The sequence below is a fragment of the Yersinia vastinensis genome (assembly GCF_902726565.1).
In the GTDB taxonomy this organism is placed as follows: domain Bacteria; phylum Pseudomonadota; class Gammaproteobacteria; order Enterobacterales; family Enterobacteriaceae; genus Yersinia; species Yersinia vastinensis.
This window is the reverse complement of the sequence record NZ_CACVAF010000001.1, coordinates 400,345-423,967: the sequence shown is the minus strand read 5'-3', so window position 1 is coordinate 423,967 and position 23,623 is coordinate 400,345. Positions and strand designations below refer to the sequence as shown.

Sequence of the window (23,623 nt, the reverse complement as noted above, 5' to 3'; positions counted from 1 at the left end):
ATGGCCATCACCAATCCGATGGATGTCCTGCGCGAACTTGCAGAACAAACGTTAAGTGATACCACGGTTCAACTAGGCAAAGTACAGCAAGCCTATGCCCACGCGGCAACTCAACTTAAGCAACTGGAAAGTTTCGAACTGGAATACCAACAACAATTGCGTACCAATGTTGCCAGTAAAGGTATGCCGGTCGCTGAGTTACTCAACCGCCAATCCTTTATTGACTCGCTGGGGAGTGTCGTTAAACAACATGCCGGACATGTTACTCAGTGCCAGCAGTCTGTCGATCAGACATTACTGACATGGAAACACGACAAACAACGCCTCAACGCATTCGAGACGCTTAAAAGCCGAGCTGATAGCAAGCGGATGTTAAAAGAGAGCCGTCAAGAACAAAAAATGATGGATGAATTTGCACAACGTGCCTGCATGGGAAGAAAAACCTTATGATCGTCAAGGCGATACCCGCGGTTAGCCATACCACAACAAAAAATAGCGCCTCCCCTGCAACCGACTTGCTGGATTTTTCTAACACGTTTGAAAAAAAACTCTCGATGCAAACGGCCAACTCAACCTCGAGTCATGCCGTTTCCTCACCTAAGCACCCACTTACCGGGCAAGGAAAAGAGGCTGAACGACCTGAAAATACTGAAGTTATCGATAATATGCTCGCGGACGCTTCTGTTGAAATACCCGATATGCCACAACCCGCGCCGCCCTCTCTTCAGGTAGACCCACAACTCGAGCACTTACAACAGTTGATCACCCAAGCAGCGCAAAGTGCAACCCTGCCCCCTGTTTCCGTCGTTGCATCACCCACGATTGAAACAGCAAACGAGCCAATCACTGCGGATATGGTTGAGGCATTGGCTGATGATCCCAATGAGCCACAAAACAATGAACGCCAAAATAATGCGCTCATATTGCCAAATCAGAATATAGCCAAAAATACCCCTCAGATTTCTCTACCGGTATTGGATGGCAAGCAAGGAGCGGATAATGTTGCAGCGGAACAGCATGAAGCCTTCCTTGCACAAATTAACCATGCAGACAAAAATCAACAGGAAAACCCGGCTGCTCCAGTCAAATCAGAGCCGAATGCACCGCTCCCATTAACCCCCGAAAACCGTTTGTCGTTGACACCGGATACGGCACTTCGCCCACATGTTTCCCTTATTAATGACGCACCCGCCGCTCAACCGGCAGCCGCCACGTCCCCTGCCGTCCTAAACCAAGCCTTGGGGACGCCAGCATGGCAACAAGCGGTTAGCCAACAACTGGCCTATTTTTCACGAAATGGCATCCATAATGCAGAATTACGCTTGCATCCTGAAGAGTTAGGATCGTTACAAATTAATCTACGACTGAGCAACGATCAGGCCCAAGTTCATTTTGTCGCGGAAAGTCATCAAGTTCGCGCCGCGCTTGAAGCGGCAATGCCACATTTGCGTACTTCCTTGGCTGAATCAGGTATTAATCTGGGACAAAGTAGCGTCGGTGCGGATTCATCATCATCGTGGAATGCATTTTCTCAACCAGAGGGATCAGCAAAACAGCCTCAATTTAATGATGAAAGTGAGAATCTGAAAGCTGGCGGGGAAGAAAATAACGAAGTGGCAACTAAAATTGTTAATTATTCCAATGGAATAAATACCTTTGTTTGATGAAATAACCCATCAAATGAATTACTGACAATAATTCAATTTCTTCAATGAATTGTCCCGGAGGCTAGCTGTAATAGAATGCATGGCTCATCCGGGCGTCGGTGATTATCGAGCTTTGGGGTATTTTATAATAGGGTTTTTCAAAAAATGACAAAAAAGAACCAGAAAGCCAACGGGGGAGGAAAAAAATTCTCCCCGGTAGTTTTATTATTGATGTTAATTTCTATAGTGGCTTGTGCCTTGGCTGGTTATACTTTTTATGAAATGAAAAACATTAAAGATAATGTATCAGATAATGGTAAAAAGGCAGCGCCAACACCAGAGCCTATAACGCCATTATATGTACCATTAGATACCTTTACCGTTAGCCTAAAACCCACGCCAGCCGACAGTGATCGTGTATTGTATATTGGTCTGACGTTACGGGTAAAAGATGATAGTTCAAAATTATTGGCAGATCAGTTCTTACCGGAAATACGCAGCCGATTATTTATCCTTTTAGCGCATCAATCCGCGGATAGATTATCGACCGAGGAAGGGAAAAACCAATTAATTGAACAAATTAAAAGCGTTGTCAGTAAGCCTCTTGCACCAAATCAAAACATAGTGGCTACCGATGTATTATTTAACGCGTTTATCTTACGGTAATTCATGATGTCTGACAGTATATTATCTCAGGCCGAAATAGACCGTCTATTAAATGGCGGCAGTAATACTGAAACTGAAAATGTAGTCAATAATTCGGCAGCAGACCTCGGTATTAAACCTTACGATCCCACGACACAACGCCGTGTTGTTCGTGAGCGTTTGCACTCACTCGAAATCATTAATGAGCGTTTTGCTCGTCAATTTCGAATGGGGCTGTTTAATCTTTTACGCCGTAGCCCAGACGTCACCGCTGGAAATATTAAAATTCAGCCATATCATGAATTTGCACGTAATCTCCCGGTACCAACCAACCTTAATTTGGTGCACATGAATCCCCTGAGAGGCACAGCACTTTTTGTCTTCTCACCGAATCTGGTTTTCATGGCAGTAGACAATTTGTTTGGCGGCGATGGGCGCTTTCCGACCAAAGCAGACGGGCGTGAATTTACGCCGACAGAACAGCGAGTCATTAAACGCATGCTCACCATGGCCCTTGAGGCCTATGACTTTGCATGGAGTTCTATTTTTAAACTTCATACTGAATACGTGCGTGCTGAGATACAGGTCAAGTTTACCAATATTACCTCATCACCGAATGATATTGTGGTAACCACTCCCTTCTATGTCGAAATAGGCCCACACCGGGGCGAATTTGATATTTGTATTCCCTTTAGCATTATTGAACCGCTACGCGAGTTGCTTACCAGCCCGCCAATGGAAAACTCTAGACAAGAAGAAAAACAATGGCGAAATACACTCGCCTCTCAAGTTAGAGAAACTGAACTTGAATTAGTGGCAAATTTTGCTGATATCACAACCCGCCTTTCACAAGTCATGAAGATGAAAGAAGGCGATGTTATTCCCTTCGATAAACAAGAGAATATTGAAGCCTGTGTCGATGGTGTTCCGGTATTTTCGGGTAAATACGGTTGTGTAAATAAGCAATTCGCTCTCAAAGTCGAGAAAATGATGAACCCCTCGCTATTATCTTTAAAAAAGGAGTAATTCCCCAATGAGTGACACCACACCTACGTCTGGTGCTGATAAGCAATCTATTGATAATCTTTGGGGTGAGGCAATGAGCGAGCAACAGGCCGCAGATAATATCCCAGCCAAAGATAATCTTGTTCCGAACTTTTCTGAAGATCTCGATTTAATTCTCGATATTCCAGTAAAAATGACGGTCGAATTAGGTCGCACTAAAATGACGATTAAGGAACTGCTGCGTCTAAGTCAGGGATCTGTCGTTTCTCTGGAAGGCCTGGCCGGCGAACCTTTGGATATTCTCATCAATGGTTATTTAATTGCACAAGGTGAAGTTGTCGTTGTATCCGATAAATTCGGCATCCGCATTACCGATATTATTACACCTTCAGAAAGAATGTATCGCCTGAGTCGATGATGGATACCCAGCCCCAAATTCAGACAACACCCTCGATAATTGATGCAACCACCCCAGGCTCATTATTAGCCAGTGTCGGCGGTACGCTCGTGCTGATATTACTGATTATTGCCGCCATGGCATGGCTTGCCCGTCGCGCAGGATTTGCGCAACGTTTTCCCAAGGGAAATCAGGTGTTGTCTGTCGTATCCAGCCAAACACTGGGGCAGCGCGAGCGCCTCATCGTAGTCGAAATGGAGAATAAAAGACTGCTGCTCGGCGTAACGTCGGCTCAAATAAGTTGCCTTGCGACATTTGATAAACCAGAGGGTGATGACCGGTTTACTGATCCCCCCTTATCCACAGATTTCCAATCGACACTGATCGGCATGTTAAAAAAGCAAAAAGTAGGACCCAAGCCATGAATACCGTTTCGCGCCCATCCATTCGCGTCTGGCTCCCTCGAATTGTATTCATTTTAGTGATTATCGGTATTTTGCTACCGTCACAGGGGGCTTGGGCTGCGGGAAGCAATGTGATGCTCACGCGCTCGGTCGATGGTGAGAATTGGTCACTGCCCGTGCAAACGTTAGTATTACTCACTTCATTAACGTTTTTGCCCGCTATTCTGCTCATGATGACCGGTTTCACCCGTGTGATTATTGTGTTGGGTTTACTGCGTAACGCACTCGGTACTCCCTCAACTCCGCCGAATCAAGTCTTGCTGGGGCTGGCCCTATTTCTGACCTTTTATGTCATGTCGCCCGTTTTTAATGAAATATATAAAGACGCTTGGCAACCGTTATCCGAAGATAAAATTTCGATGGAAACCGCGTTAGAAAGAGGCGTACAACCGTTGCGCACTTTCATGCTCGCACAGACCCGAGAAACAGATCTGGCACTTTATACCCGAATGGCGAAGGAAGAGAATTTCCAAAGTCGAGAAGAAGTCCCATTAAGAATTTTACTGCCTGCCTTTGTCACCAGTGAGCTTAAAACCGGTTTTCAGATTGGTTTTACCGTATTTATTCCCTTCCTCATCATTGATTTGGTGGTTGCCAGCGTATTAATGGCCTTGGGTATGATGATGGTTCCTCCCGCAACAATTTCATTACCCTTTAAATTGATGCTGTTTGTTCTGGTTGATGGTTGGCAATTATTAATGGGCTCTTTAGCACAAAGTTTTTTTAGTTAAATAGGATTTAAAAATGACACCGGAAAGCGTAATGGCAATGGGATTTCAGGCCATTAAGGTCGGGCTGATGATTGCAGCACCACTGCTATTTGCCGCACTATTTACTGGTCTTATTGTGAGTATTTTGCAGGCATCAACACAAATAAATGAAATGACATTATCATTTATACCTAAAATCCTGACCATCATTGCCGTTGGCTTGGCACTAGGGCCATGGATGTTGAGTGTTTTCCTTGACTACACCCGCGCACTCTTCAGCAATTTGCCCTACGTTGTCGGATAGTCATGCTAACCCTCTCAATTGCCAGTTTATACTCAATTATTAATCAGTTTTTTTGGCCAATGTTGAGAGTATTGGCGTTGTTCAGTACGGCCCCAATATTCAATGAAAAAGGAATTGGTAAAAAAACCAAAGTTGGATTGGCGACTATCATCGCATTACTAATTGGCCAAAATCTTCCTAACCCTCATATTGAGATTTTTTCTATTTCAGGATTATGGGTTGGTGCTCAACAGTTTATTATTGGCGCATCAATAGGATTGGTCATACAACTGATATTCGTGGCAGTACGAAATGCAGGTGAGATTATTGGTTTGCAAATGGGGCTATCCTTTGCCACTTTCTTTGATCCTGCCGCAGGCGGAAATATGCCGGTCATTGCCAGAATACTTAACCTTCTGGTGACATTACTCTTTTTGACCTTCAATGGGCATTTATGGATGCTCAGTATTTTAGCTGACAGTTTTATTTTACTCCCTATTAGTACGAATACATTGAACCCAGAGGGTTTTATTTATTTTCCTCATATAGCAGGGTTGGTTTTCAGATTCGGGTTAATGTTAGGTTTGCCGATAATTACATTATTACTGTGTCTTAATCTAACCCTGGGGCTGCTGAATCGCCTAACCCCTCAGTTATCCATTTTTGTCGTGGGCTTTCCTTTAACGCTTAGCGTCGGAATGGCTGCGATGTCAATGATCATGTACACGTTAGCGCCATTTTTCGAAAATATGATGAAGGAGATTTTTGAGCATGTATCGCAAATGATTATTCTTCTGTCCTGAGTCTTATTTCTATTCAGTATCGCATGATTTGCATGCGTGCTATTTACCATTTTCAAACCAATGGCTAATAAATAGCCATATAAAAATCTAATTATTAATAACCATTACCTACACATATAGCAAATCAATTATAGAGGTAAATATGAAATCATTAAAAATATCCACATTAGTAAAATTAATATTAGTCACACTCTGTTTCACAATAATTATCATTTCATCTTTTGCATTTAAATCTATGCATCAGGCCAACATTTCATTTGGAAATATTGATTTCCTTATGAAAGATATTACTGAACTACGACAAATGAGTAGTTATCTGGCAAATGTTCGCGGTGATATTAACTTTGTTCATAATGACACAACAATTGCACCTGAGGTGTTAGATAGGAAAGCGATTGTCATTAAAAGCGCTCTTGATAATGCCAGAAAACATGTTGATATTTATAATAATATAAAAGCATTGGATGATGAAGGCGATAAACTTTCAGCAGATATTTATAACAACGCATTAGCATTAATTGAAGCCTACACAGCAAACATGAAATCAATTGCTGTACATAACAATCACGGTTTTAACAATGGCGCACTCGAAACGGCTTTAGATAAAGCGATTTTAGCTTATGAACTTCATGTTTCTGAGCTACAAGATAACATCAGCGCTAAGTTTGAGTCAGACAGTGCTTCTTTCACGATAATTGCTGCTTTATTACTCGCTCTGGCCATTATTATCTCGTGTGTTTCATATTTCATTATTAAGAAAAATGTGTTCAGCCGCCTGCAAATTGCATCTTCTATGCTGGAAAAAATTGGTACTGGCGAACTTTACCATGAGTTTGATATTGGAGCTCGTAATGAAATAGGAACCATGTTTGAATCACTGAAAAAGATGAAAACATCGATCAGCAAAATCATTACTTCGGTGAGAAGCACGGCTGAAAATATAAGAAACGATGCTTCTGAAATTGACAGTAGTAACCACAATCTGGCATCGCGAACGGAAGAACAAGCCAGTGCTCTGCAACAAACTGCGGCGAGCATGGAAGAAATAAAAACCACGGTGTCGAATAACGCAGAAAACGCCAGACAGGCCAATACCCTGACTCATCAGGCTAAAACAGCGGCAAACAGTGGCTCTGCTGTCATGAGCGATGTGGTTAATACCATGGATAAAATTTCTCAAAGTGCCCGTAAAATTTCTGAAATTAACCGAGTGATCGATGGTATTGCCAATCAAACCAATATTCTGGCACTGAATGCCGCCGTGGAAGCAGCCAGAGCGGGGGAACAAGGTAGAAGTTTCTCTGTCGTCGCAACTGAAGTCCGAAATCTGGCTAAACGCAGTGCTGATGCCGCTAAAGAGATCAATCAACTGATTAACGAATCGGTAAAAAATGTCGATGATGGGGCAAAATTAATCGAAGATGCAGGTAAGGCAATGCAGGAAATTGTGACCTCTGTGACTCACGTGAGTAATATTATGCAAGAGATCACTCAAGCCTCTGAAGAACAAAGTACCGGTGTTAGCCAAATAGCAATGGCTGTGAATGAGATGGACTTAGCTACTCAGCAAAATGCGACGATGGTTGAGGAATCTTCTATTATCACTCAAAATATGAATCAGAATGCCAAACAACTGGCTGATATCGTTTCCGTATTCAAAGTTGAACTGATTGAAACGGCCAACGAAAATAACCAGAAAGAAGTGACGCGTAAGAAAACCAAGCCGCATAATATGATTGCTAAAGAATCAGGGGTAAAGAAACATTCACTCGCGACAGCAACTGATGATGAATGGGCTGAATTCTAGTCCTTTCAATCTCAGCTAACTTAAAAAATAAGCCAGAGCCGGTATATAAACGGCCTGGCTTATTCATAATATAAAAATGACTATTAAAACCTAAAAAGCATCAATCACGGACCTACAACTTTACTGTTTTCTATCGTGCTTTCAAACGGATAATTCTGCAGAAGTCATTATCTTATTTTTATGTTCATCTTCATCGTCATCAATGTGAAAGACAGCAACCGTCGCTGATAATTCTTTTGCTTGATTGCTCAAGGTACGTGTATTTTGAGCCGATTCCTCAACCAGTAAGATATTTTGCTGTGTCATGGTATCTATCTGATTAATTGCGACAGTAATCAAATTAATACCCGCGCTTTGCTCATCAGAAGCAATGGCAATTTCCTGCATGATATCGCTGACCTCAGTGATTGAATTAACAATACCACTCATCGTGTTGCCTGCGTTCGTCACAAGCTGAGAGCCATGTGAAATATTACCGACAGCGTCGTTTATCAGCACATGTATTTCTCTGGCTGCATCACTACTGCGTGAAGCTAAATTTCTGACTTCAGCGGCAACAACTGCAAATCCACGCCCTTGTTCACCGGCCCGTGCAGCCTCAACCGCAGCATTCAACGCCAGAATATTAGTTTGGCTGGCAATGCTGTTAATAACACTAGTAATTTCTGCAATTTTTCTAGCGCTTTCCTCGATATCGGTCATTGTTAAGACAACATTATGCATAATGTCAGCACCATTTCTGGCCGCCTGACTTGCAGTATGGGACAGCGTATTTGTCTGCTGGGCGTTCTGGGCATTACTGGCAACTGTCGTTTTAATCTCCTCCATACTGGCTGCCGTTTCCTGTAACGCGCTAGCTTGTTGTTCAATACGGGAAGATAAATTGAAATTAGCATCAGCAATCTCTGCCGAGCCATGTGTAATAATAACCGTGCTCTCTTTGACCGAAGAGATGGTTTTTTTCAAAGAGACCTGCATATCTTCTAAACGAGAAAACAGGAAACCTATTTCGTTTTTACTTCTATATGAAATCTTAGAGCTTAAATCGCCTCTATTTATCTTGTCAAAAACATCACAGGCCAGCCTGATTTTAAGGATTATATTTTTATTAAACCAGACTCCAGCAACTACCATAATGACCAGATAAAGGGATAAAAGAATGATGGCAATAACATAAGATTGTGATTTTACATTATTCGCATTCGCGAGTACTTGCATGTAAGCATCAGTGTTAATTGTTGAAAATGCTTTAACATCTTGGTCAATTTTTCTGAAAAGATCACCAATACTTTGGTTTTGACTGTTACTATATCGCCCATCGGCAAGCTCATTTAATGCATTATCATAATAATCGAGAGCAAAGGAAATATCCTTCTTAAATTCAATAGATATTTCGTCGTAAATTTTATCATTTTTTATCTTCTCATTATAAGAGATAAGCAACCCTCTTGATGACGTAATAAGCTCTTTGATATAGCTAATCCATTCATCATTGACTGGTTTTTTTTGTGCACTGTTGAGTGCTTGTTCATTGAACATACCTCGTATTATCGCAATGTTATAATTTAGATTATCGATCTCATCTCGTTGCATTTTTGTTTTTTCTGCAAATAGAGTCTGCTCATAACCTTGGCTTGACGAGTATATGTCATGAACCGCAAATGAAATGATCATGACTAGCAGTAATGCCATAATAATTTTGACAGCGTTTAATAAAGAGATGTTACTCATAATGTATTCTCATTCTATTCTATACCGACTTTACTCATAGGAACTAAAGAGTGAATATCGATCGTATTGAGTATTAAATAGGAGTTTAATACTCAACGTATTTATTAGGTCTTTTATCTGAATGCGAAAATAGCCATACTCACGTTCATGACAAAGAAAATCTTGTTGTTGTCCTTTTATCTAATTTACTGCTGTGTCGCTATCGGGCTTAATACGAAACATAGCGACAACTTCAGTCAAGTGGCAGGCCTGTGCTTCCAATAGCGTTGCTGCTGACGCAGATTCTTCGACCAATGAAGCATTCTGTTGGGTAACTTGATCCATTTCTGTCACAGCAACCCCTACCTGCACAATACCGCGGCTTTGTTCGTCAGATGCTGAAGCTATTTCACTCATAATATTCGTTACGTGAGTAACTGCATCTACAATTTCAGACATTGTCTCACCAGCATGGGTCACCAATCCTGAACCCATACTCACTTTTTCCTCGGAGTCTTCGATTAACATTTTTATATCTTTTGCTGCTTCAGCACTGCGTTGAGCCAAGGTACGTACTTCGGTGGCGACAACAGCGAATCCTCGCCCTTGTTCTCCAGCGCGGGCCGCTTCCACAGCGGCATTCAGTGCCAGAATATTGGTTTGGAAGGCAATGTTATCGATAACATTGGTGATATGAGCAATTTTTCGCGAACTATCCGCAATTTCGCTCATCGTGTGCACAACATCATTCACCACTTTTCCGCCACGCTGGGCGGTTTTAGAGGTATTGAGTGCCAATTGGCTCGCCTCAGAGGCATTTTCAGCATTCTGCTTAACCGTTGCCGTCAGCTCCTCCATGCTCGCAGCAGTCTCTTCCAGTGCAGCCGCCTGCTGCTCTGTACGTGAGGAGAGATTATTATTGTTGACCGATATTTCGCTGGCTCCGGCTAAAATAGTATCGGCACTGGTACGAATTTCACCTACCGTATTTACCAGACCGGCCTGCATGCTGCGCAGTGATTTTGCCAATTGACCCATTTCGTTGGAGCCATGAACATCAATATTGTGGATTAAGTCACCACGAGAAATATGGTGAATACTATTAACAAGCTTATTGAGTGGAGTGAGTAACGTAACACGGACTCCTAACCAGACGCCTATCATTACCAATAGGAGAATCACCAAAATACAAATAACCGCCCATACAGCCATATTATAAGAACTCTGGCTATCATTAATTGCTTTCTGATTAAAGGTATTCATACCCTCAATGACGGCATTATATGCTCTTTCAAAATCATTTTGACTTTTCTGGACCTCTAATTGATATGCCGCGTCAGTATTCCCCGCATCGACAAACCCAATCAGGTCGGTAAGGCTATTATGCAAAATGCTGTAACTTTGTTTTAACTCCTGAAAAGTTTTTTCATCATGATGAGGCATTGCTTCATACGCAGCCCAATACATTTTTGCATCATTAAAACGTTCTTTAGCTGCGGCTAATTGTTCATTAAACTCTTTACGCCCTTCCGCTGTACTGCCATCCTCCAGAAGGTAGCTGAGTATGGCTCTATTAGACTGAAGGCGGGTTCGTAATAAATAGGCCCAAGCTCCGGTCAATTCAGTCCGTTGATTACTGATATCTTGCTGATCAGAAAAATTTTCTCTATCGCTACTCAATATCGGAAAAAATACCGCGACAGTGCCCATTTGTAGTAAGCAAAATACAATCAATAACGCAACTAAAACATTAACAATTTTAAAATTATTTAGCATTTTACCTTTCTCCTTGTGTACTTATATAAATCGGCCCACAAGAAAAAAACATAATAGTTAAAAGTTATCATTTTCGATCTATCGATCGATATTTACGATCAATCATAGAGATTTATCTTATTCGTCCTTATTATTGAGCTATATCATTGCGGTATTCTTAGAAAGGAATATTCCGTCATTAGCTCCCCCTCAGAGGAGGGTGACACCCACGATAACCCTCTACGATGTATAGTGAATCCCGTTAAAATTTATACTTGCACAAATGAAGAAGGGTAAAAAAAATGGAGAGGAATATATCTTTTTTACCATCAATCGCGACTAGCTGTATTTTTAATCACCTTATCCATCTTAGTAAAAAGCATACATTTCAATAACAATAAATAGCTATCAAATAACTTTCACTTTCAATATGGCAATAACTCTTTACATACACAACATGGGTTAATTATTAAACATGCCAACAAATACAGTCTAGAATTGTATGCGCTTTAGTGAATCGATAATGTTCTAGTGGTCATTAAACTATTTATTTTTTAATAATTAATTATCACGGTATCGATAAAAGAGTACTTACGCTAGATATAGGGCGGTTCCGCAATAGTTTTCGCTATCGATTACTGGCATTAAAAATCGATAATATACTTTTTAAATTAAATTCCTAACATGATATTTTCATTATTATAGCTTGGAGGTTTTATGAAAAAACTCATAATAGTTTTCACATTAATGATATTCTCATTCTGTACTTTTAGTCAGGATCAAGATGTCAATAACCCCAGTGAATCAATACCAACAGATATAAGCGTTGATTCCCCTACCCCTGAGGAAATTGATTGCTGTGAGATATGCTGTAATATTGCATGTGCAGGTTGTTATCCACCCTAACAATGCACGTCCAGCGGCTTGAAGCATGGCGAGTATAAATATCAGGAGAAAAAGCCACACATGAATAGGAACCGCATATCTAAACTCTTTACGGTGGCAATAGCCTTTATCGGGACGGTTACCCTGATTCCTACTGCACTCGCCTGTACTAGAGCCGTTTATCTGGGGCCTGAAGATTTAGTCATAACCGCACGTTCAATGGATTGGAAAGAAGATCTTCATTCAGATTTATGGTTATTTCCTCGAGGAATGGAACGCAACGGAAATGCTGGCCCTAACTCCCTTGTTTGGACCTCAAAATATGGCAGCGTGATCACCGCAGCTTATAATATTGCAACCACTGACGGTATGAATGAGAAAGGTTTAGTGGCAAATATGCTGTGGCTAGCAGAGTCTCAATACCCTGAACCTAGCGCTAGCAAACCCAACCTCTCACTGGCCGCATGGGGCCAGTATGTACTGGACAATTTTGCGACCGTCGATGAAGCCGTTAATTATTTTAAAAATGATCCTATCACAGTATTAACCAGTAAAGTCCCCGGGCAAGAGAGGCTCGGTACGATTCATCTCACCTTGTCTGATGCCAGCGGTGACAGCGCAGTCTTTGAATATATTGATGGTAAGCTCAATATCCACCACAGCCGAGAATATCAGGTCGTCACTAACTCACCGACCTACGATAAACAATTGGCCATCAATTCGTATTGGCAGAGAATTGGCGGCACAACAATGTTGCCGGGCACCAATAGTTCCAGTGATCGTTTTGTTCGCGCACAGTTTTATATCAACGCAATTCCAAAATATACCGATAAGCAACTTGCTACAGCGAGTGTACTGAGCGTTATTCGTTCGGTATCCGTCCCATATGGTATCAGCACACCGGATGAGCCAAATATTTCTTCCACCCGCTGGAGAACCCTCTCCGACCAGAAGAATAAAATTTACTATTTTGAATCCACCTTGATGCCAAATACTTTTTGGGTAGATTTTAATAAGATGGATTTTGCAAAATCCAGTGAAGTTAAAAAACTAAAGGTCAATACTCCGCAAGCAGCGCAATATACCGGTGATGTTTCATCTCATTTCCAACCAGCAAAACCGTTTGAATTTGAGTCAGTTGCGCCCAAAGTGTAAACCTGCTCGTGAAATAACAAGATGGGTTGGAGAACGAGAAATAGCTCTCCAACCCCCATCACTGAAATCCTATTGATTCTGCGCCTATAGCGGTTCTGAGGCGCGAGTCATTTTCCCCATCACGAAAGCCAGATTAGCTGCCGCTACCAAAGAAGCGGCATGAGCATCCGTACTCATTTGTTGAGCATTTAATAAACCATTCGCCGCTTCATTTGCGACCGTGATAGTGCCGACACCATTACGGTATGACTCCAGCGCAGCGTCATAAGCAATAAACGAGGTTTTCACTAGTTCTAATGCCGCCTGATTGGATTCAAGCGCAGAACGCAATGTATCAGCCGCAACTACAATTTCGCGTACTGCCAACTCCTGTGTTTTCTTAAAACCTTCAGCAGCGGCAGCTGCGCGAGATTCGGCCTCTTTGACTCTGGCGGCGCGTATCCCGCCATCGTAAATAGGTACACTCACCCCGACTAAAATGCTGGACGATGAAGTTTGCTGGCTGATACCCGGCAGGCCTTGAATATCGAAGCGCCCATCCCCTCCAGCAACAGCGCCTGCCAGATAGACCTTCGGCAGGAAATCGGCCTCGGCCGCTTTGATTCCTGCGCTAGCCGCTTGTGCTGCGGCATAACTGGCAAGAACATCTGGCCGTTGAGAAAGAGCTAATCGAATCATCTTTTCTGTCGGCGGGCTGGCAACATCGGGTAGTGCACGATCCTCAGCGTAACTGACCTTAATAGCCAGCGATGGTGAAACCCCCATCGCACCAAGCAGCGCCTGATAAGCATCGCGTTCCGTGCCCTTGGCAACCACACTGCGTAATTTAGATTGCGCGACTTGCTGGCGAGCCAGTGCGACTTCTACTGATGTAGCAATGCCATTTTTCCTGCGTTGTTCTGCCGCATCCTGAATTTTGAGGCTGTTGCTCAATGTCTGCTCTGCAATTTGCGTCTGGGTTTGTGCTGCACCATATTGAAAATAGGTGCGAGTGACGTCGTAAATAAGCTTCTGGTGCATACCATTAAAGCTCACATTGGCAGCATAAGAGGTGTGTTTGGCGGCCTCAAGCAATGCACTACGTTGCCCAAAATCAAAGATAAGCCACTGGAGTGCTAACGCCGGAACCACTGCACTCCCGGAGGTTTTAAAATCCTTTTCGCCACCGATGGCATAAGGTAACGGCGTAGTGGTGTTCTGATAACCCCCAATGACACTCGCAGAAATCATCGGTAAAAATATCGCCTCACCCATCCCGACTGCCAATGCCGCCTGTCGCGCCTGCTGCCAGGCAATGCGCGTATCCGGATTTTGATTCTGAGCAATATCGATAAGCTCGGGTAGTGAGTAAATATGCTCACTTTTTATGGCTGGGGAGGGGGGTAACTCTGCCACTTGCGGATTAGAGGGTACGGAGAAGTTACTGGCCCCCACTGAGGCTCCAGTATTCACATCCGGCGTCCAAGGCTCAGAATACGATGTTGGAGCAAGATCCAAGCGATCAGTGGCACAACCGGCCATTAACATGCTCAACCCCATTGCCGTGCAAGTCAGACTTATTTTGGCTATCCGGGCCGTCAGTACAGCGTGCGTCATCATGTCATCAATTTCCCAGAAGTTCCTCAAGTCGCTTTATGCGTTGTTGAATAGTCAGCTCAATTGGCGATAACGCTTGCAGTGAATATTCACTTTTCTGTTTTTGTTCATTCACTAAGGGGGAGGAGGCGTCACCTGCCGAGAGCCGGCGCAGTTGTTCAACGTCTGACAACGATTTTTCAGTAGAGAGATACAGTGTTGGGCATAATCTCCCTATTTCCAGCAATATTGCCTGTAAACGGGCGCACTCTTCACGTGAGGGGCGCAATTGCCTTGGCTCAAAGGGAACCAGAGCCAACTCTTCTCGTGCGCTGGTTATCTCAGCTTCAACTGTAGTGGCTTCTCGCAACAGCGCTGGCCGTGCATTGGAGGGTAAAGCCGCCAAATGAGTCAATCCTGTTAGCGCTTTATTGATACGAGCGCGTACCGCATCGGCAATCGCCACCGGCCATAATCGGGTGAAAATCAAATACACCACTAAGTTACCCAGCAGGATACCTATCACCCTGTCGAGTGCCACGCCCATATCAGTGCTCGGCCCGAAGCCTTGTAATACCGTAAGCAGAAAAGCCAACCCGACCTGTACCCCCGCATAAGCGATACGTTCGTTACCACACGACACCCACGCCGCCAAAATCACGCCACCAAATACAAGCGCCATCAATTGCCCAATCTCATTCATATAGGGAATGATGAAAATGATCGCCAGTACCCCCATCAATGCACCAATCAAGCAACCGATAATCCGCAATACCAGCTTATGTACGGTCTCACCCGTGGTGCCTAGCGCAGCCACATAACAAGTGATCATGGCAGTATGGATGTCCTGCCAATCCAACGCGGTGTAAACCAAATAACAGATAAGGGCCGCTGCCGTGGTCTTTAGTGCAAAACGTTGATGAACAGGGTTAGTGAGCGCATCGGCTGCAAAGAAGGTGTCTTTCGGTGCATCAGGATCGGGTTGATTGTCGCCGTTAGCCAGCGCAATCAGCGCGTTTCTGATTTCAGCGATTTCATCGCCTGTCGCGTCAGTAGTCAATGTGGGGGTAACCCCCAACGCCCCCGCCGCAACCGCTTCACCCGCGCGAGCGCAATAAGCGGCAAGCTCCAGACGTACATTTTCAGGTGTGGTGGCGGGTAAAATAGATGTCGCCAATAGCAGCCGATAACTGTTTTTTACTGCGCTGTCGAGCCAAGCCGCCTCAGCAGAGGGCCGTAGATGAAAAATACGCACAAAGAGCGCCCGCTGCTGATGCTCATTTTGCCCTTCCTCTAGTAGGTCCACCACCTTGGACATATTGATGGCATTGGGTTCACGCAACGCTTCGGCCACCGTCATTAATCGCTCGGATAAACTGGCGCGTAACAATCGCTGCGGCGCTCGGCCAAGAAAAAGATTAAATCCAATGATGAGCAACATCGGGGCGACCGCCATTAACCAAGCATAGAGCAGCCCGCGCGTCGCCACTTCCCCCATAGGAATATCACTCAGTAACGTCATCACAAAAGCGATAACCAGCGCAATAATACTACCGGCAGGGCCAAGTTTGCTCGCTGATCCCAGATAGAGGAATAAGAACGAACTAACAATCAAAGCAGCCATACGCAGAGGTGCTGCTTCCAGCGTGAAATGGATAAGCAGAAACACCAATCCGACCACCAGCGAGACCAACACCGTAATAGCAATAGCCATCACCATGCTCTCAACACCATCCGGTTTCATTACGAAGATGATGAGATAGCAGCTAATCGCAGATTCTGGAATGCCATAAACCATCGCGACCATCGCCATCAGGGCACATAGCGCCGCAACACGCCAAGCCATGGCAATTCGCCCAGGGAAAAAGGCCAGATCCGCTCTTGCCTGACGGATCATGCCGCCAAGCGTACCGTCAGCAACCATCGTCATTTCGCACGATAACCACAGCTGTCGCACCAATACGCATCAGATCTTCTGGTGGATTATCCAGACTGATACGAACAGGGAAGCGTTGAACAACACGAACCCAATTCAGTGACTTCGGCACATAAGGCAGCCCACGAGGAATATTGAGCAAATCTTCAGAACTGACCCCCCATCCAATCCCCTCGACCCTTCCCTGAATCGCCCGTTGACGGTCTGCCATGACATACACCGTGGCACAATCACCGACCTTGATATTCTTTAGCTCAGTTTCACGGAAAAATGCCGACGCGTGCCAATGCTCAGTATTGATGAGGGTAAAAATAGCCTGATCCGGGATGACAAACTCCCCGGTAGAGACCGTCAACCCCACCACGCGGCCATCATGAGGTGCGCGAACTTGTGTGTTTGCCAGTTCTCGCTCTGCCATAGCCAGTGCCGCGCGACGAGCAACCACGAGCGCCTCAGATGCAGCCGTGGTGCTCACCAAAGCTTCAGCAGCAAAAGACTGTTTTAATGCTTGCTTCAGGCTGACCTCGGCATCATGTTTTGCCGTCGCCGCATCATCAACCTGCTGCGCCGTTACATAGCCTTTAGGTAACAGTGGCTGTAGTCGTGCCAGTGTCTGAGTGGCCAATTTAAGATTGGCGCGCGCCCGGACAATCTGTTCATCCGTAATCGCAGCATTGGACTGTTCAGCCACCACAGTTCTTTGTTGAGTATCTCGAGCGGCCTCGGCCATTTTCAGCTCCGCTTGCGCCTGTTCAACACGCAAACGATAAATATCCTGCTCAATAGTAAACAGCAGGTCACCTCGCCGGACTTTGCTATTTTCCTCGACATTAATCGAGATAATTCGACCAGGAACCGAGCTGACCACATGCACCACACTCGCCCCCAGTTCCGCATCTTCAGACAACGGATTCAACGTGGTTTGCCGCACGGAAAGCCATCCAGTGATGGCGGCCACCACAATGATAATCCCGGCAACAATCAATGCCAGTTGCCGCTTGCGCCCACTCCCCTGTAGCTTATTCATATTCACCATTCATCGCGCAAAGAGTAGTAGGGAACACATGAATGCCACGGCAAGCGCCAGACAGACATAGACCAACAACCGCCATGGCAACACCTCGTCAATACCAATACGAATAAACAGGACACGTGCAATCACCGCCGCGATGATGCCAATAAAAGCGCAAGCCAGCCAAGAAGGGAAATAGGAACCCAATAGCGCAAAAGAGGGAGCCTCTGCTCTGGTGCAGCCACTCAGGGCAATTGCCGATAACAGCAACCATGACTTACGCCATTGATGCTGATTATCGGAACCTAAGTGCTTGAAAGAAATCAACTGCCGCCTCCCAGAGTATTTTTGAAAATTTGCCCATCTTTCATTATTACGCGGAATGCTGTCTCTGGTTGGGCAAGAAGTTGAATATCAGTGAGGGGATCACCATCAACCAAAATCAAGTCAGCCAGCGCCCCATTCTCCACCACGCCCAACTTACCGGGATAGGGGTTTCTTGGGCCAGAAAAGGCACAAAGTTCGGCATTAACACTGGTCGCCATCTTGAGCACTTCAAGCGGTGTATACCAGCGAGTCAGTTTAGCCAATTGCGCACCCTGTCTTGTGGCTAATCGCGCATCAAATAGCGTATCGGTGCCCCACGCTGTTTTGATGTTATATTTTTTCGCCAGCATATAAGCATTATCAGTGCCAGCAACCATTTCGAGCTGCTTGGCACGTGAGGCCGGGCTTGCCATTGGCACTGCATCCTCGTCATCAAGGAAAGGCTGCAAACTCCACCAGATACCCTTTTCAGCCATCAATTGCACCGTTTCTTCATCCACCAATTGGCCGTGCTCAATACATTTAACACCGCCTTTGATAGCCATGGTGACAGCTCGTGCAGTATAGGCGTGAACCGTGACATAGGTGCCCCAATTGTCTGCGGCAGTGACTGCTGCCTGAATCTCTGGCACCGACCCTTCCGTCACGCTGATGGAGTCATACATGGAAGCCACCCCCCCGCCTGCCATATATTTAAGTTGCGATGCCCCTCGCATCAGTTGTTCTCTGGCACGCAATAGCACCTGATCGGCACCGTCAGCAATCGCCGTCATTCCCACGCGCTCGGCGTAGCTAAGAGGGTCCGATGGCGTATGGGGCAACTCACCAATCAGGCGGAAATCGCCATGCCCACCGGTTTGGGTGATAAAGGCCCCCGATGGGAAGATGCGCGGCCCGATGGCAACATGTTCATCAATCGCACGTTTTAGTCCAAAAACCGGCCCGCCCATATCACGCACTGTGGTAAAACCACGCATCAATGTGGCGTCGGCTTCGGCAATGGCCAGGGCCTGAATATAGTTAAAATCGGCTGTCATCGCAGTCATCATGGATGGACGAGCCATTATCGCGTGCCAGTGCGCATCAATCAGCCCTGGCATCAGTACACCACCACCACCATCAATCAGCTCAACATCTGGCGGTAGCGCTGTACCCACTGGCTCTACCGATTTGATCTTGTTGCCTTCTACCACGACCCGCAATCCATCCCGCAAATGGTCTGAAACACCATCAAAAATACGAACATTCGTAAACGCCATCACGCGCACAGCATTAGCCGCCACATCTCTTTTTTGTCGTTTTGTGCCCGGCACCGCAGCAGCCACAGTGGCCGCAGTAATGGGGGCGGATTGAGCCGCTTTCTGGGAAAAAACAGTATTGATGCGTACAAATGCAGGGCTATGGCAGAGGCAACCTTCAGAATGCGTGGAGGGGAGCTTAATGAGTGGCATATGAGACATAGAATTCTCCTGTAGGAACTGTTCCTCCAATGAATAATCAGAGGGCTGCGCACTCGATCATAGATCATATTCTCTTGTAACAACTTATTTTTATGTCAAAAGCTAACCAGAAATAGTGATAGATCTCTTATCCTCGCGAGATAGAAAGCGGGCAGCCGCGTTTTTGTTTTTGATAGGTGAATTTTATTTCCCTCTATGGCAATATACATAACATATATGTTTCGTATAGGTGCTTTATGGGCATTGTTAAAATCTCCGATCTAATGCATGAGAACCTTCGCATTGCCAGTAATGCTATGAGCCGGTCAATTAATGCACAGGCTGAACACTGGCTCAAAATGGGCATGTTGGCCGAGCTATATCCACAGTTGAGCCACCATGAGCTTGCGCGGGCATTGGTTCAAGCTGAATTACGAGGCGGAGCTGACATTGCCAGAATCATCCAAAATGAAACTCATACGTTTGATAAAGAAGAGAACGCGCAATGACAGATGTCAAAATCCACTCACCAGCAGAGATTGAGATGGCCCGTGCCGCAGGCCAGGCCGCAGCAAAAGTACTGGAAATGATCACGCCATATGTCCGCGCGGGCATCACGACGGATGAAATTGACCGGTTGTGTCACGATTATATTGTGGATGAGCTAAAGGTTATCCCTGCCAACATTGGTTATCACGGGTATACCCGCACGGTTTGTACTTCTGTAAATCACGTGGTTTGCCACGGGATCCCATCGGATAAAAAACTCAAAAAAGGCGATATTGTTAATATTGATGTCGCCATCATTAAAGACGGCTGGTATGGCGATACTAGCAGAATGTACTTTGTCGGCGAGCCATCCGTCAGAGCTAAACGATTGGTCGATATTACTTATTTATCCATGGTTGCGGGTATTAAGGTCGTACGTCCGGGAGCCACGCTGGGAGATATCGGGGCGGCCATTCAACAAGTGGCTGAGAGCGCAGGATTTTCTGTCGTGAGGGAGTATTGTGGTCACGGTGTCGGGCAGGAATATCATACCGACCCGCAAATACTGCACTACGGTACACCGGGAGCAGGAATGCCGCTGAAGGCAGGAATGATTTTCACCATTGAACCGATGATTAATGCCGGTAAAGCGGCAACCAGCGTCCTTTCCGATGGCTGGACGGTTGTTACCAAAGACCGCTCTCTTTCAGCACAGTGGGAACATACCATTGCGGTGACAGAGACAGGGTATGATTTACTGACACCTTGGCCAGAAGGCACTGGTGAATACGCACCAATCTAATGTTCTCCGCTATTCGTGGCGGATTCGTTTGCCACGAATAGCAGAAAAGTCACATTCAGTCTCTTAACGATAATAAATCGCAATGTGCTGATCTTGCACTTTTTCTATTCTGATTTTGATATCAAAGATCGCTTCAAGAACATCAGGTTTCATAATTTCTTCTGGCGCCCCACGATAAATAACCGCACCGTCTTTCATTGCAATAATATGGTCAGAATAGGCAGAAGCGAAGTTGATATCGTGAATGACCAGTATGATGGTTTTATTCAGCTCATCTGCCGCACGACGTAATTGTTTCATCATCGCGACGCAATGTTTCATATCCAAATTATTCAGTGGTTCATCCAACAGGATATATTTCGTATCCTGACAAAGAACCATGGCAACATAAGCCCGCTGCCGTTGCCCACCGGAAAGCTCATCAAGATAGCGGTCTTTTAGCGGCATCAGATTGAGGAATTCCATTGCTGCATCAATATGTTGGCGATCGTTTTCATTGAGCCGACCTTTAGAATAGGGGTAGCGACCAAAACCAACTAAATCTGAAACGGTCAGCCGGCTGGTAAAATGATTCTCTTGACGTAAAACAGACAAAATAGTCGCCAGCTTATCCCCAGAGGTTTTCGCCACATCCAGCCCATTAAACATTACGCTGCCAAGATCTGGCGTCAGTAAACGGCTCATAATCGACAGCAATGTAGACTTTCCGGCACCATTAGGCCCAATAATTGAGGTAATTCCACCCGAAGGTATATTCTCATTTATATTATCGAGTACCAATGTGTCTTGGTATTTTTTATATATGTCAGTTATTTCAATCACACCGGAGCCTTTTTTATTAAAAGATAAATAAATAGCGCACCACCCACAAACTCAATCACCACTGACAGTGTTCCCGACATATTCAGTAAGCGTTCGAGAATCAATTGCCCACCAACCAACGTAATCGCGCCCAGTAAAAAAACACCCGGTAGCAAATATTGATGTCGGAACGAGCCAACAATGGGGTAAGCCAGATTCGCGATCAGTAGACCTAAAAATGTCAATGGCCCGACAAGTGCGGTAGAGATAGCCACCAGCAATGAAACCAGCAGCAAAATTGCGGTTATTTTTTTCTGGTAAGCAACGCCCAGATTAATCGCAGTGTTTCTGCCCAGCGCAATAACATCGAGGCAATGGCGCATGCGCCAAACAACAATACCCACGATAATAATTATCCCAGTAGACAGGGCAATAATTTCTGGTGCCGCTCGCGTGAAAGTCGCAAATACCCTTCCCTGCAATATGGCAAACTCGCCAGGGGAAAGCAGGCGCTGCATCAGGCTAGATAAACTACGAAACAGCGTACCGCACACCAACCCAACCAGCAGCACCTTATGCAGGTTAATGCCAACACCTGTCAGTAACCAACGATAAAGAAATACCGAGAACAGCAGGAGCAACGCCGACTCGCAAAGAAACTTACCAGTAATGCCTAACACCCTAAACCCGTTGGCATCGACAAAAAATATCAACAGGGTTTGTATCAGGATAAAGAGTGCTTCAAGCCCCATAACCGAGGGCGTCAAAATACGGTTATTGGTGACGGTTTGGAATAAGACAGTGGCAATACCAGCAGCAAATGCGACCAATAACATCGTGGCTAAAATAAGACCGCGATGCACCAGTACATAGTGAATATTGCCCCTGAGATTAATTGTCATAAACAAAACGATTGCACCAAGAGCAATAAAACTCAATAACATGAGCCGCTTTGCTGGGAGGCTTAATGTTTTATTTTTCTCGTGGGCCAGAGCGCCTGTTGAAGAATGTTCATTAGCCTGCATGACGTTTTGTCCTAACAATTAATAACAGGAACACGAACGCACCAATCGCGCCCAGAATAACGCTGGCAGGTATTTCAAACGGATAGCTGACTAACCGACCAATAATGTCGCACAACACCACCAAACCACCGCCACACAACGCCACCCAAGGAATAGTACGGCGTAGATTATCGCCCATTGCCATACTGACAATATTAGGCACTATCAATCCCAAGAAAGGCAGCACGCCTATGACCACCACCACCACACCACTAATAATGGCAATAATGGACATTCCCATGAGCATAACGCGCTGATAGTTAAGGCCAACATTGACAGAAAAGTCACGCCCCATCCCAGCAACGGTAAAGCGATCGGCAATGAGACAGGCAATCAGGGTTAATGCGCCGACTATCCATAACAGTTCATAGCGACCCTGTAATACTCCGGAGAAATCACCCGATTCCCAACTCCCCAGCGATTGCAGCAGATCAAACTCCATTGCCAAGAAAGTTGTCACGGCACTGAATACCGCGCCCAGCATAATGCCGGTCAGCGGTACCATCAGCGCCGATTTCATTCTCATTCGTGCGAGCAACAGCATGAAAAGTGCGGTTCCACCCATCGCAAATACCGTAGCCACCAGCATCTTAACCATCACCGGTGCCGCAGGGCTAAACACCATCACCAACAATAGACCTAGGCTGGCGGACTGCGTTGTCCCCGCGATAGAGGGTTCGACAAAACGGTTTTGAGTCAGCATCTGCATGATAAGCCCGGCAACACTCATTGCGCTGCCCGCCAAAACCAATGCCAGAGTTCGCGGTACACGGCTTATCACAAAGATATCGCGCATCTCCGGGTCAGACCAAACCTCGGAAAATGTGACATTCCCAGCACCAATAAACAGGCTGCATACCATCAGGCCCAGTAAAATAACCAGGCCGGTAATAAAGCTAAGATTTTTCATTAG

The 23,623-nt window shown here is 45.2% G+C and carries 23 protein-coding genes; 13 read left to right on the top strand and 10 right to left on the bottom strand.

Going from position 1 to position 23,623, the window contains the following annotated elements; translation table 11 throughout:
• From fliJ to HUZ92_RS01830, 10 genes are all read left to right on the top strand, one after another.
• Complete coding sequence (gene fliJ, locus HUZ92_RS01875; protein ID WP_145579850.1) at positions 1 to 450, top strand: flagellar export protein FliJ; 450 nt, start codon at positions 1 to 3, stop codon at positions 448 to 450.
• Positions 447 to 1,664, top strand: a complete 1,218-nt coding sequence (locus HUZ92_RS01870) for a flagellar hook-length control protein FliK (protein ID WP_050295981.1) — start codon at positions 447 to 449, stop codon at positions 1,662 to 1,664. The genes fliJ and HUZ92_RS01870 overlap by 4 nt, the downstream gene beginning before the upstream one ends.
• 147 nt (positions 1,665 to 1,811) lie before the next feature.
• Complete coding sequence (fliL, locus tag HUZ92_RS01865; RefSeq protein ID WP_050097912.1) at positions 1,812 to 2,312, top strand: flagellar basal body-associated protein FliL; 501 nt, start codon at positions 1,812 to 1,814, stop codon at positions 2,310 to 2,312.
• A gap of 6 nt (positions 2,313 to 2,318) precedes the next feature.
• Positions 2,319 to 3,317, top strand: coding sequence for a flagellar motor switch protein FliM (fliM, locus tag HUZ92_RS01860; protein WP_050097911.1), 999 nt, complete (start codon positions 2,319 to 2,321; stop codon positions 3,315 to 3,317).
• A 7-nt stretch (positions 3,318 to 3,324) separates the two neighbouring features.
• Positions 3,325 to 3,714: a flagellar motor switch protein FliN gene (fliN, locus tag HUZ92_RS01855; RefSeq protein WP_050097910.1), complete on the top strand. Its 390-nt coding sequence runs from the start codon at positions 3,325 to 3,327 to the stop codon at positions 3,712 to 3,714.
• Positions 3,711 to 4,118, top strand: coding sequence for a flagellar biosynthetic protein FliO (gene fliO / locus HUZ92_RS01850; RefSeq protein WP_050295980.1), 408 nt, complete (start codon positions 3,711 to 3,713; stop codon positions 4,116 to 4,118). The genes fliN and fliO overlap by 4 nt, the downstream gene beginning before the upstream one ends.
• Before the next feature lie 113 nt (positions 4,119 to 4,231).
• Positions 4,232 to 4,888 carry a flagellar type III secretion system pore protein FliP gene (gene fliP, locus HUZ92_RS01845; RefSeq protein ID WP_072086536.1) on the top strand — a complete coding sequence of 219 codons (657 nt, stop codon included), beginning with the start codon at positions 4,232 to 4,234 and terminating at the stop codon, positions 4,886 to 4,888.
• A gap of 13 nt (positions 4,889 to 4,901) precedes the next feature.
• Entirely contained in the window at positions 4,902 to 5,171 is a 270-nt protein-coding gene (gene fliQ / locus HUZ92_RS01840) for a flagellar biosynthesis protein FliQ (RefSeq protein ID WP_050097907.1), read from the top strand.
• 2 nt (positions 5,172 to 5,173) lie between these two features.
• Positions 5,174 to 5,953 (top strand): flagellar biosynthetic protein FliR, encoded by a 780-nt coding sequence (fliR, locus tag HUZ92_RS01835; RefSeq protein WP_050097906.1) that lies wholly within the window; start codon positions 5,174 to 5,176, stop codon positions 5,951 to 5,953.
• 277 nt (positions 5,954 to 6,230) lie between these two features.
• Positions 6,231 to 7,760 carry a methyl-accepting chemotaxis protein gene (locus HUZ92_RS01830; RefSeq protein WP_174846773.1) on the top strand — a complete coding sequence of 510 codons (1,530 nt, stop codon included), beginning with the start codon at positions 6,231 to 6,233 and terminating at the stop codon, positions 7,758 to 7,760.
• Between the two features lie 141 nt (positions 7,761 to 7,901).
• Here HUZ92_RS01830 and HUZ92_RS01825 read toward each other — a convergent pair whose 3' ends face one another.
• Entirely contained in the window at positions 7,902 to 9,491 is a 1,590-nt protein-coding gene (locus HUZ92_RS01825; protein WP_050097904.1) for a methyl-accepting chemotaxis protein, read from the bottom strand.
• A 180-nt stretch (positions 9,492 to 9,671) separates the two neighbouring features.
• Positions 9,672 to 11,246, bottom strand: a complete 1,575-nt coding sequence (locus HUZ92_RS20965; protein ID WP_050097903.1) for a methyl-accepting chemotaxis protein — start codon at positions 11,244 to 11,246, stop codon at positions 9,672 to 9,674.
• A gap of 945 nt (positions 11,247 to 12,191) precedes the next feature.
• Between HUZ92_RS20965 and HUZ92_RS01815 the strand changes: the two genes are divergently transcribed.
• Positions 12,192 to 13,265, top strand: coding sequence for a linear amide C-N hydrolase (locus HUZ92_RS01815; protein WP_050097902.1), 1,074 nt, complete (start codon positions 12,192 to 12,194; stop codon positions 13,263 to 13,265).
• 84 nt (positions 13,266 to 13,349) lie between these two features.
• Here HUZ92_RS01815 and HUZ92_RS01810 read toward each other — a convergent pair whose 3' ends face one another.
• Genes HUZ92_RS01810 through HUZ92_RS01790 form a run of 5 tightly spaced genes read right to left on the bottom strand, consistent with a single transcriptional unit; the run spans position 13,350 to position 19,575 of the window.
• On the bottom strand, positions 13,350 to 14,864 hold the full coding sequence (locus HUZ92_RS01810) for a TolC family protein (RefSeq protein WP_145579848.1): 1,515 nt from the start codon (positions 14,862 to 14,864) through the stop codon (positions 13,350 to 13,352).
• Positions 14,865 to 14,868: 4 nt separating this feature from the next.
• The gene (locus tag HUZ92_RS01805; RefSeq protein WP_174846772.1) at positions 14,869 to 16,770 is read right to left on the bottom strand and encodes an FUSC family protein; all 1,902 of its coding nucleotides are present in this window, start codon (positions 16,768 to 16,770) and stop codon (positions 14,869 to 14,871) included.
• A complete protein-coding gene (gene mdtN / locus HUZ92_RS01800) occupies positions 16,754 to 17,803 on the bottom strand; it encodes a multidrug transporter subunit MdtN (RefSeq protein WP_050140227.1) in 1,050 nt (349 codons plus the stop codon). The genes HUZ92_RS01805 and mdtN overlap by 17 nt, the downstream gene beginning before the upstream one ends.
• A gap of 9 nt (positions 17,804 to 17,812) precedes the next feature.
• Positions 17,813 to 18,115 (bottom strand): YtcA family lipoprotein, encoded by a 303-nt coding sequence (locus tag HUZ92_RS01795; RefSeq protein WP_230678365.1) that lies wholly within the window; start codon positions 18,113 to 18,115, stop codon positions 17,813 to 17,815.
• Positions 18,112 to 19,575: a metal-dependent hydrolase family protein gene (locus tag HUZ92_RS01790; protein WP_050295977.1), complete on the bottom strand. Its 1,464-nt coding sequence runs from the start codon at positions 19,573 to 19,575 to the stop codon at positions 18,112 to 18,114. Before HUZ92_RS01790 ends, HUZ92_RS01795 begins: the two co-directional genes overlap by 4 nt.
• A 236-nt stretch (positions 19,576 to 19,811) precedes the next feature.
• On the opposite strand from HUZ92_RS01790, the gene HUZ92_RS01785 reads away from it, so the two are divergent.
• Together HUZ92_RS01785 and map are read left to right on the top strand one after the other, a co-directional pair.
• Positions 19,812 to 20,063 carry a ParD-like family protein gene (locus HUZ92_RS01785; protein ID WP_050097898.1) on the top strand — a complete coding sequence of 84 codons (252 nt, stop codon included), beginning with the start codon at positions 19,812 to 19,814 and terminating at the stop codon, positions 20,061 to 20,063.
• Positions 20,060 to 20,845 carry a type I methionyl aminopeptidase gene (gene map, locus HUZ92_RS01780; protein WP_050097897.1) on the top strand — a complete coding sequence of 262 codons (786 nt, stop codon included), beginning with the start codon at positions 20,060 to 20,062 and terminating at the stop codon, positions 20,843 to 20,845. Before HUZ92_RS01785 ends, map begins: the two co-directional genes overlap by 4 nt.
• A 63-nt stretch (positions 20,846 to 20,908) precedes the next feature.
• On the opposite strand, the gene HUZ92_RS01775 is transcribed toward map, so the two are convergent.
• Genes HUZ92_RS01775 through HUZ92_RS01765 form a run of 3 tightly spaced genes read right to left on the bottom strand, consistent with a single transcriptional unit; the run spans position 20,909 to position 23,620 of the window.
• Entirely contained in the window at positions 20,909 to 21,667 is a 759-nt protein-coding gene (locus HUZ92_RS01775; RefSeq protein WP_050097896.1) for an iron ABC transporter ATP-binding protein, read from the bottom strand.
• Positions 21,664 to 22,671 carry an iron chelate uptake ABC transporter family permease subunit gene (locus tag HUZ92_RS01770; RefSeq protein ID WP_050097895.1) on the bottom strand — a complete coding sequence of 336 codons (1,008 nt, stop codon included), beginning with the start codon at positions 22,669 to 22,671 and terminating at the stop codon, positions 21,664 to 21,666. Before HUZ92_RS01770 ends, HUZ92_RS01775 begins: the two co-directional genes overlap by 4 nt.
• Positions 22,661 to 23,620, bottom strand: a complete 960-nt coding sequence (locus HUZ92_RS01765; protein ID WP_050097894.1) for an ABC transporter permease — start codon at positions 23,618 to 23,620, stop codon at positions 22,661 to 22,663. The genes HUZ92_RS01770 and HUZ92_RS01765 overlap by 11 nt, the downstream gene beginning before the upstream one ends.
• Positions 23,621 to 23,623: the final 3 nt, after the last annotated feature.

What these genes read in the sequence shown, in the direction of transcription:
- HUZ92_RS01765 (WP_050097894.1), bottom strand. Translation starts at nt 23,620, where the DNA reads ATGAAAAATCTTAGCTTTATTACCGGCCTGGTTATTTTACTGGGCCTG.
- HUZ92_RS01815 (WP_050097902.1), top strand. Translation starts at nt 12,192, where the DNA reads ATGAATAGGAACCGCATATCTAAACTCTTTACGGTGGCAATAGCCTTT.
- fliJ (WP_145579850.1), top strand. Translation starts at nt 1, where the DNA reads ATGGCCATCACCAATCCGATGGATGTCCTGCGCGAACTTGCAGAACAA.
- HUZ92_RS01830 (WP_174846773.1), top strand. Translation starts at nt 6,231, where the DNA reads ATGAAAGATATTACTGAACTACGACAAATGAGTAGTTATCTGGCAAAT.
- HUZ92_RS01805 (WP_174846772.1), bottom strand. Translation starts at nt 16,770, where the DNA reads ATGACGATGGTTGCTGACGGTACGCTTGGCGGCATGATCCGTCAGGCA.
- HUZ92_RS01785 (WP_050097898.1), top strand. Translation starts at nt 19,812, where the DNA reads ATGGGCATTGTTAAAATCTCCGATCTAATGCATGAGAACCTTCGCATT.
- HUZ92_RS01790 (WP_050295977.1), bottom strand. Translation starts at nt 19,575, where the DNA reads ATGTCTCATATGCCACTCATTAAGCTCCCCTCCACGCATTCTGAAGGT.
- fliM (WP_050097911.1), top strand. Translation starts at nt 2,319, where the DNA reads ATGTCTGACAGTATATTATCTCAGGCCGAAATAGACCGTCTATTAAAT.
- HUZ92_RS01870 (WP_050295981.1), top strand. Translation starts at nt 447, where the DNA reads ATGATCGTCAAGGCGATACCCGCGGTTAGCCATACCACAACAAAAAAT.
- map (WP_050097897.1), top strand. Translation starts at nt 20,060, where the DNA reads ATGACAGATGTCAAAATCCACTCACCAGCAGAGATTGAGATGGCCCGT.
- HUZ92_RS20965 (WP_050097903.1), bottom strand. Translation starts at nt 11,246, where the DNA reads ATGCTAAATAATTTTAAAATTGTTAATGTTTTAGTTGCGTTATTGATT.
- fliQ (WP_050097907.1), top strand. Translation starts at nt 4,902, where the DNA reads ATGACACCGGAAAGCGTAATGGCAATGGGATTTCAGGCCATTAAGGTC.
- fliR (WP_050097906.1), top strand. Translation starts at nt 5,174, where the DNA reads ATGCTAACCCTCTCAATTGCCAGTTTATACTCAATTATTAATCAGTTT.
- HUZ92_RS01825 (WP_050097904.1), bottom strand. Translation starts at nt 9,491, where the DNA reads ATGAGTAACATCTCTTTATTAAACGCTGTCAAAATTATTATGGCATTA.
- fliO (WP_050295980.1), top strand. Translation starts at nt 3,711, where the DNA reads ATGATGGATACCCAGCCCCAAATTCAGACAACACCCTCGATAATTGAT.
- mdtN (WP_050140227.1), bottom strand. Translation starts at nt 17,803, where the DNA reads ATGAATAAGCTACAGGGGAGTGGGCGCAAGCGGCAACTGGCATTGATT.
- fliL (WP_050097912.1), top strand. Translation starts at nt 1,812, where the DNA reads ATGACAAAAAAGAACCAGAAAGCCAACGGGGGAGGAAAAAAATTCTCC.
- HUZ92_RS01810 (WP_145579848.1), bottom strand. Translation starts at nt 14,864, where the DNA reads ATGATGACGCACGCTGTACTGACGGCCCGGATAGCCAAAATAAGTCTG.
- fliN (WP_050097910.1), top strand. Translation starts at nt 3,325, where the DNA reads ATGAGTGACACCACACCTACGTCTGGTGCTGATAAGCAATCTATTGAT.
- HUZ92_RS01770 (WP_050097895.1), bottom strand. Translation starts at nt 22,671, where the DNA reads ATGCAGGCTAATGAACATTCTTCAACAGGCGCTCTGGCCCACGAGAAA.
- fliP (WP_072086536.1), top strand. Translation starts at nt 4,232, where the DNA reads ATGCTCACGCGCTCGGTCGATGGTGAGAATTGGTCACTGCCCGTGCAA.